Source organism: Fibrisoma limi BUZ 3, from assembly GCF_000296815.2.
Lineage (GTDB): Bacteria > Bacteroidota > Bacteroidia > Cytophagales > Spirosomataceae > Fibrisoma > Fibrisoma limi.
In genome coordinates this window covers 377402-392464 of sequence record NZ_CAIT01000009.1, presented here as the reverse complement: position 1 = coordinate 392464, position 15063 = coordinate 377402, and the positions used below count along the sequence as shown (strand labels likewise).

13 protein-coding genes and 1 tRNA gene are annotated in these 15063 nt (G+C 53.0%); 2 read left to right on the top strand and 12 right to left on the bottom strand.

Features of this window, described 5'->3' with window-relative positions; all coding sequences use genetic code 11:
- Positions 1–45: 45 nt before the first annotated feature.
- The 9 genes from BN8_RS21140 to BN8_RS21100 all read right to left on the bottom strand — a co-directional run bounded on the left by BN8_RS21140 (position 46) and on the right by BN8_RS21100 (position 9913).
- On the bottom strand, positions 46–1419 hold the full coding sequence (locus tag BN8_RS21140) for a tropomyosin (protein ID WP_009283975.1): 1374 nt from the start codon (positions 1417–1419) through the stop codon (positions 46–48).
- 86 nt (positions 1420–1505) lie between these two features.
- Positions 1506–2573, bottom strand: a complete 1068-nt coding sequence (locus BN8_RS21135) for a hypothetical protein (RefSeq protein ID WP_040006406.1) — start codon at positions 2571–2573, stop codon at positions 1506–1508.
- A 124-nt stretch (positions 2574–2697) separates the two neighbouring features.
- Entirely contained in the window at positions 2698–4047 is a 1350-nt protein-coding gene (gene eat, locus BN8_RS21130; RefSeq protein ID WP_009283973.1) for an ethanolamine permease, read from the bottom strand.
- An 84-nt stretch (positions 4048–4131) separates the two neighbouring features.
- The gene (locus BN8_RS21125) at positions 4132–4776 is read right to left on the bottom strand and encodes a hypothetical protein (protein WP_009283972.1); all 645 of its coding nucleotides are present in this window, start codon (positions 4774–4776) and stop codon (positions 4132–4134) included.
- Positions 4777–4881: 105 nt separating this feature from the next.
- On the bottom strand, positions 4882–5091 hold the full coding sequence (locus BN8_RS21120) for a YgaP-like transmembrane domain (protein ID WP_009283971.1): 210 nt from the start codon (positions 5089–5091) through the stop codon (positions 4882–4884).
- Positions 5092–5236: 145 nt separating this feature from the next.
- Entirely contained in the window at positions 5237–6523 is a 1287-nt protein-coding gene (locus BN8_RS21115; protein WP_009283970.1) for an adenylosuccinate synthase, read from the bottom strand.
- A 28-nt stretch (positions 6524–6551) separates the two neighbouring features.
- Entirely contained in the window at positions 6552–7034 is a 483-nt protein-coding gene (locus tag BN8_RS21110; RefSeq protein WP_040006689.1) for a DUF3291 domain-containing protein, read from the bottom strand.
- Positions 7035–7046: 12 nt separating this feature from the next.
- Positions 7047–7556: a Fur family transcriptional regulator gene (locus BN8_RS21105; RefSeq protein ID WP_009283968.1), complete on the bottom strand. Its 510-nt coding sequence runs from the start codon at positions 7554–7556 to the stop codon at positions 7047–7049.
- Between the two features lie 101 nt (positions 7557–7657).
- Positions 7658–9913: a RelA/SpoT family protein gene (locus BN8_RS21100; RefSeq protein WP_009283967.1), complete on the bottom strand. Its 2256-nt coding sequence runs from the start codon at positions 9911–9913 to the stop codon at positions 7658–7660.
- Between the two features lie 258 nt (positions 9914–10171).
- Here BN8_RS21100 and BN8_RS21095 point away from each other — a divergent pair.
- Both BN8_RS21095 and tig read left to right on the top strand, forming a co-directional pair.
- Positions 10172–10253: transfer RNA gene (locus BN8_RS21095), tRNA-Leu, on the top strand.
- A gap of 101 nt (positions 10254–10354) precedes the next feature.
- Positions 10355–11701 (top strand): trigger factor, encoded by a 1347-nt coding sequence (gene tig / locus BN8_RS21090; RefSeq protein WP_009283966.1) that lies wholly within the window; start codon positions 10355–10357, stop codon positions 11699–11701.
- 344 nt (positions 11702–12045) lie between these two features.
- On the opposite strand, the gene BN8_RS21085 is transcribed toward tig, so the two are convergent.
- From BN8_RS21085 to BN8_RS21075, 3 genes are all read right to left on the bottom strand, one after another.
- Positions 12046–13089, bottom strand: a complete 1044-nt coding sequence (locus tag BN8_RS21085) for a hypothetical protein (RefSeq protein WP_009283965.1) — start codon at positions 13087–13089, stop codon at positions 12046–12048.
- 100 nt (positions 13090–13189) lie between these two features.
- Positions 13190–13810 (bottom strand): L-threonylcarbamoyladenylate synthase, encoded by a 621-nt coding sequence (locus tag BN8_RS21080; RefSeq protein ID WP_009283964.1) that lies wholly within the window; start codon positions 13808–13810, stop codon positions 13190–13192.
- Between the two features lie 81 nt (positions 13811–13891).
- Positions 13892–14899, bottom strand: a complete 1008-nt coding sequence (locus tag BN8_RS21075) for a glycosyltransferase family 2 protein (RefSeq protein WP_144051788.1) — start codon at positions 14897–14899, stop codon at positions 13892–13894.
- Between the last annotated feature and the right edge of the window lie 164 nt (positions 14900–15063).

Sequence of the window (15063 nt, the reverse complement as noted above, 5' to 3'; positions counted from 1 at the left end):
AGAAGATTCAACTTTCTGGACTCTGGGAATCAATCAGAGGTAAGTCTACAGGTCGTCGGACAGAAACTTGCGGATTGTCTGGAACGGTCGTGATCCTTGTGGCTTACCGTTCGGCGCTTTGTCGGCCGGATTGCCGTTAGTACCGGATGTGCGGCCATTACGTCCGCTGTTCTGCAACGACAGCATTTCCTTTTGCAACTGCCGCTGTTCTTCCGCACTCAACACGTTTCGGGCTGCTTCGCCCTGGCCGTAGCCATCATTGAAGTTGTGAATCCGGCTGTCGGTCTGGGCCAGTTTCAGGTCGGCCATTAATTCGTTCAACTGGGCCGTAATGAGCTGACGTTCCTGTCGCAGTTCATCCAGTGAGGGCAACAGGTCGAGATTGTGCTGCAACACGTTCTGCTGGGTACGCTCTTCGGCCAGTTGCTGTTCAATCGGAGCCAGCTCCCTGTCGAGCCGCTTCAGGCGCCGACGTAGTTTCCAGAGCTTGATATCGGCCTGTAACCAGCGGAACCAGAACGCCGATAGCACCGGCAGGGCAATACCCAGACAGACCGCGCCGGCCAGCGCAAACAAAATCCCACTCAGCACAAACGACAGCAATGCCCAGGGGCTATTCACCAGTGTCAGGTTCAGCTCGTTGGACTCCTGCAACTGTTTCTCAATCCGATTCAGTGTTGCCGGGTCCAGCGCCTGCGTAGCGCCCGACGGATCTGTATTGTTGAACTGCATCTGCCGGATCGACTTGTTAATCGCTGCTTTCAACTGATCGGTGCGGTAGGCTTCGTACCGGAACCAGCCCAGAACGGCCAGCGTCACCACCGCAAAAACGGCCAGAATTATCTTGAAGCGTTCGTATTTAGTCCGGTTACGTTCGGGATTCTCCTGATACGGTTGTTCAATGAGCCGGTCGTAGGCCGGTTTCAGCAGGATAGACACCATCGCCAGACCCACCGCAAACGCCCAGGCTTCGTTCGTGTTGCGGATGTTCAGGGCGTAGGCTACGATCTCATGCGAGATGATCAGATCGCCCGCCAGGAACGAGATCCCCGCGATCAGAAACAGCAGCCCCGCCAGCAGGGAGTACTCGGGCGCGGCTTTGGTACGTCGCTCCCGTAGCTGGTCGCGGTCGGCTTCCAGAGCTTGCCGGTCGCGTTCCCGCTGGCTGACCTGTTTCGATAGCTGTTCGACTTTCAGTGCGTGCGTTTGAAGGTCGGCATAGGCAGTACGCCGGGCTTCGGTGGCCTCGGTCAGTTTATCGTCCGTACGTTGTAGTTCGGCCCGTTTTTCGCCAATCCGTTCGGTAAGCCACTCGTTGCTGACCTGACTCGACAGATAGCCTTCGTATGTTTCCCGGTTTACGCCCTCCACACCACTCGTGTAGCCGTGCTGAAAGTCGGGATTGTTCGTAGGTTCCATAGTTGCGCGTTTACGGTATTCGGTTTACAGTTTTCGGTGAGCGCTGCCCAGATGGTCAGGCCTAAAACCGTAAACCGAATACCTTTTTACCTGGTCAAAATTTCCGCCCGTTGCCGTTCCGTGAGCCGGTCCCGGAGGCTGCGGGCCAATTCGAATTCGCTGATAAATAGGTTAACAAGCTGATCCCGCCGGGCGTTCAATCGGGTTACCTCGGCTTCTGTCCGGTTGAGGGCCGTCACCAGCGGCCACTTCTGCGCCCGGATGGTATCAGTTTCCTGGGTAAGCTGATGGAGACTGGCTTCCAGAACGGGCACTTGCTGCTCCCGATCACGGCGTAGCTGCCGATTGGTTTGAAGGCCCGCCAGATCATTGCCCAGTACGGTGAACAGCCCTAACGTTAGCTTACCCGCCAGCAGAAACACGAAAAAGACGAAAACAAACAGGGCAAGCGCCGACCAGACTGGTCGCGTTGACCAGGCCTGCGCCAGCACAAACAGCGATGTCGCCAGCGGTAACCCGATTTCCTCGAGGAGCCGACGACCCGAAAGCCGGGCTCCGGCATCATGAAATACCGACGTGCGGTTGAACAGGCCAAACATGCCCGTAAGGTAAACACCCACCGCGATCCACCGGTTGTTGGGGAAAGTCGGCTGGAGCGTATCGTCGATTAAAAAGAACGTACCAATGCACATCACGATGGATAAGCATAGGCCGATCAACGTCCGCGGCAGGTACGTCTCGACAAATGAGCGGGTACGGAGTTTGTCGAGTTGCTGCCGCAGATCGTTGATACGGGTTCCTTTCTGCTCAATGAGCAGGTTCAGTTCACCAATTTTTTCAGTGTATCGCTCGATTTCCTGCTCAACGGGAGCGGTTTGTTGGGCAAAATGATAACGAATAACAGCCACTTTCTCTTCAGGCCCGGCTTCCGATAGACCAAAAAGCACGCCCTCGTCACGTAACGCGTCCTCATCGGCGATCCAGTGAGGCAGTGGCTCGACTACGTAGGGTACATCAGCAATTAATACGTCGGGTTGTACGGTTGCCTGCACCGCGGAAGTTGAGGGAATAGCGGATAGAACCGGCGCAACCTGGGTAGTAACGGGTTGCTTACCGGACCGAAATACATTTTGTATGCGTTCAATAAGTGTCATAGATTGAGCAAAAGACATCTGCACTGTGACAATCAGACGATTGACAACTGAAGGGTCACACAAGCGGACGTCTTATCATGAAAAACCCCGTAAGTAACGGAATATTGCCCTACAGAAGCAAATTCTACTTGGATAACCCGGTTGCAGTAGACTGCACTGTTCGCAGGATGAACAGGCGGAAAAGGAGCCACGATCCGAACATCAACCCCGCGAACAGGGCACTCAGCAGCGGGTTATAGTACGCAATAGCTACCAGACAAACGACCGATAAAGCTAAGGCAATCAGAGGGATAACGGGGTAGTAGGGTGTTCGGAAGGGCCGGGGAAGGCTCGGTTCTTTCCGACGTAGTCTTAACAGACTCAGCAGGCTGACAATGTACATCATCAGCGCTCCGATTACGGATAAAATGATGATCTGGCTGGTGGTGCCGGAAAACAAGGCCAGCAAACCAATCAGGCCACCCACAATTAAAGACCAGTGCGGTGTTCGAAAACGGGGATTTACCTGTGCCAGAAAACGGGGGAGGTAGCCCGCCCGGGCCAGGGCATACAACTGCCGCGAATACCCGATGGTGTTGGCATGAAATGAGGCAATCAGGCCGAACAAACCCAGCCCGGCAAAGATTTTTGCCCAGGCATTCTGACGGCCCAGCGTCAGTGCGAGGGTTTCAGGCAAGGGATAGTCCAGTTCACTGATCAATCGCCAGTCGCCGGCACCGGCGCATAGCAGCATCGTTCCCAGTGCCAGGACAACCAGCGTACCGATGCTCAGCAGATACCCTCGGGGAATGGTCTTTTTGGGCTCCTTTACTTCTTCCGCCACCATCGCTACGCCTTCAATTGCGAGATAGAACCAGATCGCGAAGGGCAGGGCAGCAAAGATGCCCCCGACGCCGAACGACTCATTATGCGCCAGTACGTTGTCCATCTTGAAAGCCGGTGCGACGAGGGCCATGAATACCAGCAGTTCAACCACGGAAAGTACAGTGACGATCACCGAGAAGTTGGCGGCTTCCCGAATGCCCAGAATATTAATGCCGATAAAAACAACGTAGGAGACAGCCGCTACGCCGAGTACCGGCAGGGCGGGGTTCAGAAAGTGAGCATAGGCCCCGAGGGCAGCCGCAATCGCCGGGGGAGCCATCAGGAAGTCGATCAGCGTTGCAAAACCGGCTATGAATCCACCCGTTGGTCCAAACGCACGGAATGCGTATGCAAACGGTCCGCCCGCGTCTGGAATGGCCGTAGTCAACTCTGTATAGCTAAAGATAAACGCCAGATACAGCACCGTAACCAGCAGCGTAGCGATCAGAAACCCGACCGTACCGGCAACGGCCCAGCCGTAATTCCAGCCGAAGTATTCGCCGGAAATAACCAGGCCGACCGCAATCGCCCAAAGCTGCGTGGTTGTTATGACTTTACGGAGAGATGGTTCCTGCATGTCGGTTGCTACGGTGTACAGTTTACGGTTCAAAGTTTTCGGCTTTGGGCGACCGGTGTTCCCCGGTTTGTGGATGGCCAGAAGTAAGCGGCAGCTACGGTAAACCGTGAACCTGTTTCATCGCTGGGGAAAAATGCGCTGGAGTGCCGTCCACAGCCGCCGTTTCAGGTTCTGGTCGGCTTCGATAGTTGGCAGCGAATCGGCCATTAAGAACGTAATGCCTTCGAACCGGACCGGCTGATAGCGATCCATCATAATATCGAGGTGAATACGCTCGAACGGTACGCCGAAGGTGATAAAGTGGTTGATGAATTTTCCGCGAAGAAGTTCAGCAAAGTCCATATCCCGAACGCCATGTAGATTCAGCAGGTCAACCCCGTCGACGTTCAGGTTAACCGCTTTCAGAATTTTTTCCAGAAAGAGCAGGTTGCTCGGGTCAAGTTCTTCGTCGGCCAGTAGCAATACCTTGTGGTTGAGCTGGGGCAGTCTGGTTGACTCAGGTACGACTGGTAGCACCGGTTGGGCGATCGGCGGTACAATCGGGCGCGGCTGGGGCTGCGGAAGTGGCTCGGGCTGGGGCAGTACTGGCGCAGGCGTCGGCTCAACAGCAATAACGACGCTGTCCGGCGTATCAACCAGCAATGTATCTAAGTTTGGGGGTTGATGTTGCTGTAGGCTCGAGGGTGACAGCCACGTGTCGTCGGGTAGCCGATACAATTGTTCCTGTTGATATAACAGTTGGTAAAACGCTTTCTGAGACATGTAGACAAAGCCGAACGGTCAGCATCCGCTGATGCGTAATGGTCAAAAATACAAAAAAGCCGCGCCCATACCAAGGCGTGGCTTTCGTCACAGCTGGATAAAATCTTAGGTCGGCTGCCGGGTAGAGAAATGAATGACACCGTATAACCAGCAATAGCCTGTAACGCAGCTAATGGCGAGCGCAAATGCCAGCGTAATCACGATATAGGCCAGAAAGCCGGTGACAAACCCTAACAGACAGGGGACAATGAGATCAACAATCAGAATTGCCCGGACCAGTTGGTCCAGAAAGCCAACGTTTTTCTTCAACTGCATACGGTTAAGGTTAGGTAGGTGAGCGTTAAATATAGCTTTATTATCAGTCCTTTACGGCAATACTTAGGTATTTATTTTACGTAAAATAAAAAACGCCCACCAAAAGCGGGCGTTTGCAAACAAAGCGAAACGTAGAAGGTACGTTCTAAACCGTCAGGGCCTGCCGATGGATGATGGCTTCGCGGTCGGGACTGGTTGAGATAAAGCTGATTGGAAGCCCAAGCGATTCCTCAAGGAACGAGACGTAGGCTGCCAGTTGCGATGGCATCTCATCAAACGCGTGAACATTGGTGAGGTCGGTCTGCCAGCCGTCAAATGATTTGTAAACCGGGGTCACCGTCGTGTCGCAGAGATCGTATGGTAACTGCTCGGTCACCGTACCGTCGGGCAGTTTGTAGTGCGTGCAGACGTCAATCTGGTCGAAGATATTCAATACGTCTACTTTCATCATGACCAGTTGCGTAACGCCGTTGATCATGATCGCGTACTTCAGCGCGGGCAGATCGAGCCAGCCGCAACGACGCGGGCGACCCGTTGTGGCACCAAACTCATTACCGGCTTTCCGCATCCGCTCCCCGGTTTCGTCGTTCAGCTCGGTGGGGAAGGGCCCACTGCCTACCCGGGTACAGTAGGCCTTGAAAATACCATACACCTCGCCAATCTGCCGGGGGGCTATACCCAGGCCCGTACAGGCACCGGCCGTCATGGTGTTTGAACTCGTCACGAACGGATAGGAACCAAAATCAATGTCGAGCAGTGAACCCTGGGCTCCCTCGGCCAGGATCTTCTTACCGTCGTTCAGTGCCTGGTTGACTGTATACTCGCTATTGGTCAGTTGGAATTGCGTCATGAACTCAACCGCGGCAAAGAATTCTGCTTCGGCCTGGGGCAGCGTCGATGCGTAATCGAAGTTATTCTGATTCAGAATCGTTTTATGGATCGACGTGAGTGTGTCGTATTTCTTGCGGAAGTTTGGCGACAGGATATCACCAACGCGCAGGCCCTGCCGACCCACCTTATCCTGATACGCCGGACCAATGCCCCGCAGGGTAGAGCCGATTTTAGCCTCACCTTTGGCCTGCTCGTAGGCAGCGTCCAGCAAGCGGTGCGTCGGCAGAATAATGGATGCTTTTTTCGAGATCTGGAGGTTCTGCGTTAGAGAAAGGTTATACTTAGATAGCCCATCAATTTCTTTCTTGAATACGATGGGATCGAGCACAACCCCGTTACCGATAATATTCAGGATGTCATTGCGGAAAATCCCGGACGGAATCTGGTGCAGAACGTGTTTAAACCCATCGAACTCCAGCGTATGACCGGCGTTTGGTCCACCCTGAAAGCGGGCAACGACCTGATACTGTGGCGCCAGAACGTCCACGATTTTACCTTTTCCTTCATCGCCCCACTGGAGGCCTAACAAAACATCTACCATTCTGATTTGGCCGCTGATACGGCACTGGTTATATTAATTCGTTACTTACATTGATTGGACTGTCCGGTGCGGGCTGAATGTCCCGGAACGAGAATGCCAATGGCCCTGGGCCGTTGGCATTGAGTAGGGTGAGCCGTTCTTTGGCCTCGGCAACGGTTGGAATATGACCAGCCGGGACCCACCACAATACGGTTGTTTGCTGACTTGGTTTCTCAAACCACTTCCGGCGGTCTTTCATAACCTCCGTATGGAGACTTCTGAACACAAACTGCTGGAGCTTTTCGACGGATTCCCACACGGACAGGTTCACGATAATACGTTCGTCGTCGTAAGGGCGCAGATCGGTTGCGTTGTTGCCCTCCCCGGTAAGCCGCCAGATAAACCCATCACTTTGCTCAGCCAGTGTGTTGATGATATTGAGTTGAGCAACAAACTCGGTCATAATCGGGTGGTCGATTGTGGGCGCGAGCATTCGCGAAATATTCATCTGGGCGAGATGATGGGTCTGCATAGGCAGCATAGTTTATTCTTCAACAGGTATCTGAACGCCCTGGGCATCTTTGCCGGTTAGCTGCCGGTTCTCGCATTGATCGCGGGCGCAACTACCGTAAAAGATCAGCGAGTGGTGCATGACGTTGAATTTGAGCATATCGCCCACCATGTTCTGGATGTTCTGTACACGTGGGTCGCAGAACTCCATCACTTTGTGGCAGTCGGTGCAGATCAGGTGATCATGCTGGCGATAGCCGTACGACTTCTCGTACTGCGCCAGGTTGCGGCCAAACTGGTGTTTGGTAACCAGGTCACAGTCGACCAGTACATCCAGGGTGTTATACACCGTGGCGCGGCTGACACGGTATTTCTTGTTTTTCATCGAGATGTACAGTTCATCCACGTCGAAATGATCGGCGCGGTTGTAGATCTCTTCCAGTATGGCAAAGCGCTCAGGCGTTTTTCGCAGTCCCTTGCTTTCGAGGTAGGCTGTGAATATGGTCCGGGCCGCTTCTAAGTTTGATTGTTTCGGCGCTGGCATAATGCAAAGTTAGTGGTTATTAAGCGTGGGGCAAGGGGCATAGGGCGTGGGGGATTTTAATTGTAGCCAACGCCCTATGCTCCTTGCCCCACGCAATCTGTTTAATCAAATCGTACGACCTCAAACACCCCCTGAACCCGCTCCAGCTTGCGCATAAGTGTTTCCAGGTGCGAGGTGTCGTTTACGTATAGCTTAATAATGCCTTCAAAAATTCCATCCTTCGAGTCAATCGTCACCGAACGCATGTTGATGTGCAACTCGTTGCTGATGACACGGGTAACGTCGTTAACCAGACCTACCCGGTCAGTACCGGTGATGCGCAGACCCGCCAGAAAGGCCAGTTCTTTCTGCGATGTCCACTTCGCCTTGATGATGCGGTTACCGTGGTTCGACATCAGTTCGACGGCATTGGGGCACGTAACGCGGTGAATCTTAATACCATCGTTGATGGTTACGAAGCCGAATACGTCATCGCCCGAGATAGGGTTGCAGCACTTGGCCAGCGTGTAGTCGATCTTGTCCATGTCCTCACCGATGAGGAGCATATCGGCATCAGCCCGCTCGCCGTGGATCTTCTTCAGCTCTTTCTCGAACGTCTTGCCGTCCTGAATGTTGTCGGTGCTGAGCTTGTTCTGGCGGTTTTCGCGGGCTTCCTTTTCGGCTTTGAACTTCTTGAGTTCCTGAACGTCGATGTGACCCTTGCCCACCCGGTAGAAAAAGTCGTCGGTGGTTTTTGAGCCAAAGTAAGCCCGTAACTGGTTGATGACTTCGTTGGTCATCTCCATCCGGAGCACCCGCAACTTCTTCTGAACCAGATCGCGACCATCCGTAACGTAGCGTCGATTATCCTCCTTGATCAGGTCCTTGATCTTGGTTTTGGCTTTCGACGTAACCACGAACCGGAGCCAGTCTTCGCTCGGCTTCTGGCGATTCGAGGTGATTACTTCCACCTGATCGCCGTTTTGCAGTACGTGGCTGAGCGGAACGAGCGTATTGTTTACCTTGGCCGCCATGCAGTGAGCGCCGATCTGCGTGTGAATGTCGAACGCGAAATCAAGTGCCGTAGCGCCACGCTGCAGCACTTTCAGATCACCTTTGGGTGTGAACACGAAGACTTCTTCGCTGTAGAGATTGCTGCGGAAATCATCGACGAACTCAATGGCGGTTTTCTTGTCGGTGTTGCTCGTGGCGGTTTCGAGCATGTCGCGTACCTGACTGATCCAGGCTTCAATACCCGCGCCGGTCTGGGTGTCGTTCCCCTTGTACTTCCAGTGGGCCGCGTAGCCTTTTTCAGCAATTTCATTCATCCGCTCAGTACGTATCTGCACCTCTACCCACTGGCCGGTTTTGCTCATGACGGTGGTGTGCAGTGATTCATACCCGTTGGTGCGTGGCGTGCTGATCCAGTCTTTCAGGCGGTCGGGATTGGGCTTGTAATGGTCCGTTACGATGGAGTAAGCCCGCCAACAGGCTGCTTTCTCCTCGTCAGACGGAATATCGAGAATAATCCGAACGGCGAACAGGTCGTAGATTTCCTCGAACGGCTTCTTCGACTTGTTCAGTTTGTTCCAGATGGAATAAATCGATTTCGGTCGTCCCTTGACAATGTATTTAATGCCGGTTTCAGCCAGATCCTGCTCAATTGGTTCGATGAATCGATTGATGAAGCGGTCGCGGGCCAGCCGGGTCTCCCGCAGCTTGCGGGCAATGTCCTTGTAGGCTTCCGGCTCTACGTGCTTAAGGTAAAGGTCTTCCAGCTCGGACTTAATAGCGTACAAACCCAGCCGGTGTGCCAGCGGAGCGTAGATGTAGATTGTTTCAGACGCAATCTTCAACTGTTTGTCGCGGGGCATGGAATCCAGTGTCCGCATGTTGTGAAGCCGGTCGGCGAGCTTGATCAGGATCACCCGCACGTCGTCCGACAGCGTAAGCAGCATTTTCCGGAAATTTTCGGCTTGCTGCGAGGTGCCATATTCAAAAATGCCCGAGATCTTGGTCAGCCCGTCGATGATCCGGGCTACTTTCTGACCAAACAGCCGCTCGATGTCGGCAATGGTCATGTCGGTATCTTCCACTACGTCGTGCAGGAGGGCCGCCACAATGGAGGTGGTGCCGAGTCCAATCTCCTCAACGGCAATCTGCGCTACGGCTAATGGATGGTATATATACGGTTCTCCCGACCGCCGACGCATGTTTTTGTGGGCTTCGGCGGAGGTATTGAAGGCTTTCTTGATCAGCTTGGCGTCGTTGTCTTTCAACAGCGGTTTGGCAGCCCGCAGCAGGCGCCGATAGCGTTTCAGGATTTCCTGTCGTTCCTGCTCTAAGTCAATGACGGGTTCGGCAGTTGTGGCGTTCATATTACGTTTGGCGTCTGATGGTCAGGAGCCGGGGCGTTTGTTTCCCTCTCCTCTGTTAGGTTGTACTCGTACTACCAAGATAACAAAATAAACCTCAAAATTTGATTAGGAAGCGCTGAAAAATAAATCCTTTTGATTGGTGCCTTGACGAGTCAAAACTTATTCATACCTTTGCGGACCGAAAAACGGTTTACGGTATTCGGTTTACGGCCAACCAGTACATTGCGGCCCGTTAACTGACCGAAAACTGAGCTACCTGCGGGCGTGGCGAAATTGGTAGACGTGCCAGACTTAGGATCTGGTGCCGCAAGGCATGGGGGTTCGAGTCCCTCCGCCCGTACGAAAGTAAAGAGTGAAAGAGCGAAAGAGTGAAAGAACGCCAGCCGTTAACATTTCGCTCTTTCACTCTTTCGCTCTTTATCATTTTAAACGGATACGATTGTGGATATAGCACTCGAAAAAGCCAGCGAAACCAATGCGTCGCTGAAAATTACCCTGACCCCGGAGGACTATAAGTCTGAGGTTGATAAAAAGTTGCGGGAATACGGCCGGAAAGTATCGCTGAAAGGATTCCGCCCGGGCCATGTACCGGCATCGCTCGTTCAGAAGATGTACGGCAAAAGCATCCTGGTCGACGAAATCAACAACCTGCTGGGCCGTACGGTCAGTCAGTATATCCGCGAAAATAAGCTACAGGTTGTCGGTGATCCGGTTCCTGACCGCGAACAGGCCGACGCCATCGACTGGGATAATCAGACCGAATTTGCATTCAGCTATACGCTGGGACTGGCTTCTGAGTTCGACATTAATTTCAGCGACCTGCCGTCGGTGACGCAGTATAACATCGTAGCCGGCGAAAAGGAGGTGAACGAAACCATCGCTAACCTCCAGCAGCAGTTCCACTCGCATACGCACGCCGAAGAAGCCGCCGAAGGTGATACGGTCTATGGCGAACTGAAGCAGGTAGATGGGGCATTCGAAACCAAAACAGCACTGCCGCTGAACAAGGTCGACGAAGACTATCTGCCGTTCTTCGTGGGCAAAAAGAAAGGCGAAACCTTTACGTTCGATATGGAGAAGGCGTTTCCGGACGAAAAAGACCGAGCCTTGGCTACGGGTGCTAAAAAGGAAGAAGCCGCTGACCTGACCGGAGAGTTTTCGTTCACGATCGAAGACGTAACGCGCCATGAGCCGGCTGAACTGAACCAGGAGTTTTTCGACAAAGTGCTGGGTGCCGGTGCGGTCGAAGATGAGGAGCAATTCCGTGCCCGGGTGCAGGAAATTATTCAGGGAAACTATGCCCGCGAGTCGGCCCAACTGCTACGTTTCGACATTGAAAAGACGCTGCTGGATAACACGCCCATTCTGCTGCCCGACGAGTTCCTGAAGAATTGGCTGGCTGAAGTGAACGAAGGGAAATTTACCCGCGAGCAGATCGACGAGCAGTACGACGACTTCACGAAGTCGGTGAAACTTCAACTGATTAAAAACAAAATTGCTGAGCAGGCCGACATCAAGGTTGAATTTGAGGAGGTGATGGAGGTAACGCGGCAGATGGTACGTGAGCAGTTTGGTTTCATGTCCGGCGACAACGAGGAGATGAACCAGACCATCGACCGGATTGCCCGCAACTACCTGATGGACGAGAAAAACAACGGCCAGAACTACACCAGCACGTACAATCGCGTCTACGACGACAAAGTGATCGAGTACGCTAAAACGCAGTTGACCATCGTGACCCAGGACGTATCGCTGGACGAGTTCAAAGCAGTAGCTGAGAATCGGTAGTTGTTTTAAATAGTTATATAACTTTACAAAAGCCCCGTTCGCGATGACGGGGCTTTTGCTTTTGAGATACGTTCGCTAGCTGAATTTGTCAATCAAAAGTGATGATGCGCCATTTATTCTTAACGTTCTTAAGAGAATCTAAACGCGACAGTCGGCCCCAGGAGGGGCCGACTGTCGCGTTTGTACGTAAAAAATTTAACTTACAACCTAATGTGAATTATGGATGTATGTCGGATAAATATTTGATCTATAGATGTATAAGTCAGATTCTTTTTGTCATCCCAACGCCCGGAAGGATGACAAACACCAGCTTTTATGGCTTAAATGTTATTCTAACTTATATCTTACTGATACTGAATATACATCGGCACCGGGGTTAGGGCCAGGACTTCTTCCGGCTTCATGATGCGCGAGCCGGGCTTGCGGAAGTCGTTTTTGTAGAACAGCTTGAAACCCGTGTACTGCACCGGTTCTTTCTGAATGTAGTCGTGGTACGAATCCTTCTTCAGAACTGGTGGTCCCCAGCCGTCCATATCCATCACGATCTGGACGTTCGGGTTGAGCTTGATGTTTTTGTAGTTCTTGATCATGCCCTGCGTAAAACGGTGAACGACCAGCACCTTGGGCGGCAGGTTGTTTTCTTTCACGACCTGAGCGAGGAAGTTAACCGCCTGGTTCACGTCGGCCGCGTCGTAGGAGCCAATTTTTGTGCCGGGTTTGGCACCGGTCACCATCGAGAACTCAGGATCGATGCCCAGGTGCACAAACGGCAGCTTAAGGTATTTCTCCAGGTATTTCATCTCCGGGCCCAGGGGGGCGTGGCCCCGCTGAATATCCAAAAAGACAAGGGCGTTGTGCTCATTGCCCCATTTTAGCACTTTCTTGATGGTCTTGTCCGACATCCGGAGCCGGTAGCCACCGTCTTTGCCGGGTGCCCCCTGCGCCGAAATAGCTACCAGGTGCAGGGCAGGCTGGATCGGTGTTTTAGGATCAGCTTTTTCCCAGTTTTTGATTTCATTGTCGAGTCGCCGGAGCATTTCGTCTTTGGGGTACTCGCCCAGAATGCCCATCTTTTTCGAATGGGGGTTACCGTAGTAGGCGAAGATGCGCTTCTTGGGCAGAATCGCTTCCGTGGGGGCATACGTCATCGAGTCGAGTTCGAGGTCGCCGGTCGAGACGCCGTCTGTACGGATGGGTTTGGCCGCGGCAACGGGCGTAGCCGATGAGTCGGGCCGGGCTACGGTCGTGGATTGGGCTTTGGTGGGTTCGGCCGAAGCCTCGGTCGTGAGCTTACCGTTTTGCTGAGAACCATCCTGATTCGACTGCGACGAACAGCCGGTTAGCTGGCTCAGAGCAAGAAACGTAAAAGCGGCCAACGAAAAACGCATACTGCGATAAGAATTTAGAGGTTAGTCACAAAAAAAAGGGCTATGATCCCTACCAGGAACTTAACCCTACGGTGCAAGTATAGAATCTTGCCTTAACTTTTCAAAGCGCCAGTTCACCTAACCCCTGTCTTATGATTGAAAAATCGTCGTCCGTGGCGTCAATAATGGTGGAGGGGACGTTTCCGCCATAACCGCCGTCGATTACAATGTCGACCTGGTGCTGGAATTTTTCAAAAATCAGTTCCGGATCGGTTGAGTATTCAATCACTTCATCTTCATCGCGGATGGACGTCGTGATGATCGGGTTGCCGAGTTCGTGAACCAGTTGCCTTGGAATGTCGTGATCCGGTACGCGAATACCCACGGTCTTTTTGTTGGTGTTCAACAGCTTCGGCACCCGGCTGCTGGCTTCGAGAATGAACGTAAAGGGCCCTGGCAACAGCTTTTTCATCAGCTTGAAGGCCTGGTTGCTCACCCGGGCGTAGTCGGCGATGTGGCTGAGGTCGTAGCAGATAAACGAAAAATCGTTCTTAGCCGGCTTGATGCCTTTAATACGGGCTACCCGCTCAACCGCCCGGGCATTATGGATATCGCAGCCCATACCGTAGATCGTATCGGTGGGGTAGATCACCACAGCGCCGTCGCGCAGGGCATTGACCACGTACTGGATTCGGCGCGGGTCGGGGTTTTGAGGGTATAGTCGGATAAATTCAGCGGGCATGGAAACAGCAGTTTCATGGTCAACGTTTCGGAGCCAAAGATGTTTGCCGTCAACCGAAACAAAGCCCCTACGTTCATCGACTCAGACCAGTTTTGTGACCGGGCTAAGGGCGTAGTCGGCTCCCCGCCATTTTAAGTACGTCCGGTAGATTCCATTGACAGGCAGGTGAAGGCGGCTCAAGCCCAGGATGAACCGGGTCAACAGATCCGGTGGTTCCAACTGGCTCGACAACTGGCCAAACCGCAGCGCCAGATCAAACTGTTCGGCGTAGAACGCTTTGCGAACGAACCGCCTTGTACGTCGGGCCAGAGCCTGGCGCTCGTCGGGGGTCTCGCAACGGGCTAACGCTTTGTAACAGACGGCCAGCGTCGAGTGTAAAAGCGGATTGTCGGCCCTGGCGATTTGCGCAGACAGGGAGTCGGAAAGCCGTCGTTTGCAGGTCAAAACGTCGTCGAGGTAGGCGTAGTGGTAGAGCCGGGCCGAGCGGACCCAGAAGTCAAAATCCTCGAACGCGAGGGCTTCGTCATACCCACCCAGTTCGTTCAGTACGTCACGGCGCATCATCATGGTTGGGGTGCAAATGTAATACGACTCCAGTACGTTCCGGAAAACATCGCCCGACGGAACGCTCACGCGGGCTTTCCCCTGGTTATCTACCGGGTAATGGTAACCAATACATTGACCTTTTTCGTCGATATACTGCGCATTGGTGAACACTACCGCATACGGCCCGGCCAGTCGTTCGAACAGATCGGCCTGCCGGGCAATGCGATCGGGAAGAAGTACGTCGTCGGCTGAAAGGTCGATTACGTAGCGGCCTCCCGCAAGTTTGAGTCCCTGATTGAACGCCCGGTTCAGGCCAACGTTGACCGAATTTCTGATAAATTGAACACCCGGATGTCTGGCCGCAAAGGCATCAATACGTTCAGGTGTGCGATCGGTACTGCCGTTATCGATGACGATTAATTCAACGTTCGGATAGGTCTGCGTCACAACCGATTGAAGCGCTTCTTCAACGTAGGCTTCGTGGTTGAAGCTGATACAGATAACGGTTACCCAGGGCTTAATCTGGTTTAAGTATGGACTCATTGGTAAGTCGTTGGACTGCCCAGTTACCGAAATCATGCGTTACTAACGGCTTATTAATGAAGTATCCCGCCAAGGTTGCATCCCTTATCAAGACGGCGTACCGTAATGATATATCATAATTCTATCGCATTGTAAACATTTTGAGTAAACGGAGCGCAAAATCA

Coding starts and splice junctions, on each gene's coding strand:
- BN8_RS21140 (WP_009283975.1), bottom strand. CDS start 1,419: ATGGAACCTACGAACAATCCCGACTTTCAGCACGGCTACACGAGTGGT.
- BN8_RS21120 (WP_009283971.1), bottom strand. CDS start 5,091: ATGCAGTTGAAGAAAAACGTTGGCTTTCTGGACCAACTGGTCCGGGCA.
- BN8_RS21110 (WP_040006689.1), bottom strand. CDS start 7,034: ATGCAGACCCATCATCTCGCCCAGATGAATATTTCGCGAATGCTCGCG.
- BN8_RS21125 (WP_009283972.1), bottom strand. CDS start 4,776: ATGTCTCAGAAAGCGTTTTACCAACTGTTATATCAACAGGAACAATTG.
- BN8_RS21100 (WP_009283967.1), bottom strand. CDS start 9,913: ATGAACGCCACAACTGCCGAACCCGTCATTGACTTAGAGCAGGAACGA.
- BN8_RS21080 (WP_009283964.1), bottom strand. CDS start 13,810: ATGCCCGCTGAATTTATCCGACTATACCCTCAAAACCCCGACCCGCGC.
- BN8_RS21085 (WP_009283965.1), bottom strand. CDS start 13,089: ATGCGTTTTTCGTTGGCCGCTTTTACGTTTCTTGCTCTGAGCCAGCTA.
- BN8_RS21105 (WP_009283968.1), bottom strand. CDS start 7,556: ATGCCAGCGCCGAAACAATCAAACTTAGAAGCGGCCCGGACCATATTC.
- BN8_RS21075 (WP_144051788.1), bottom strand. CDS start 14,899: ATGAGTCCATACTTAAACCAGATTAAGCCCTGGGTAACCGTTATCTGT.
- BN8_RS21135 (WP_040006406.1), bottom strand. CDS start 2,573: ATGACACTTATTGAACGCATACAAAATGTATTTCGGTCCGGTAAGCAA.
- BN8_RS21115 (WP_009283970.1), bottom strand. CDS start 6,523: ATGGTAGATGTTTTGTTAGGCCTCCAGTGGGGCGATGAAGGAAAAGGT.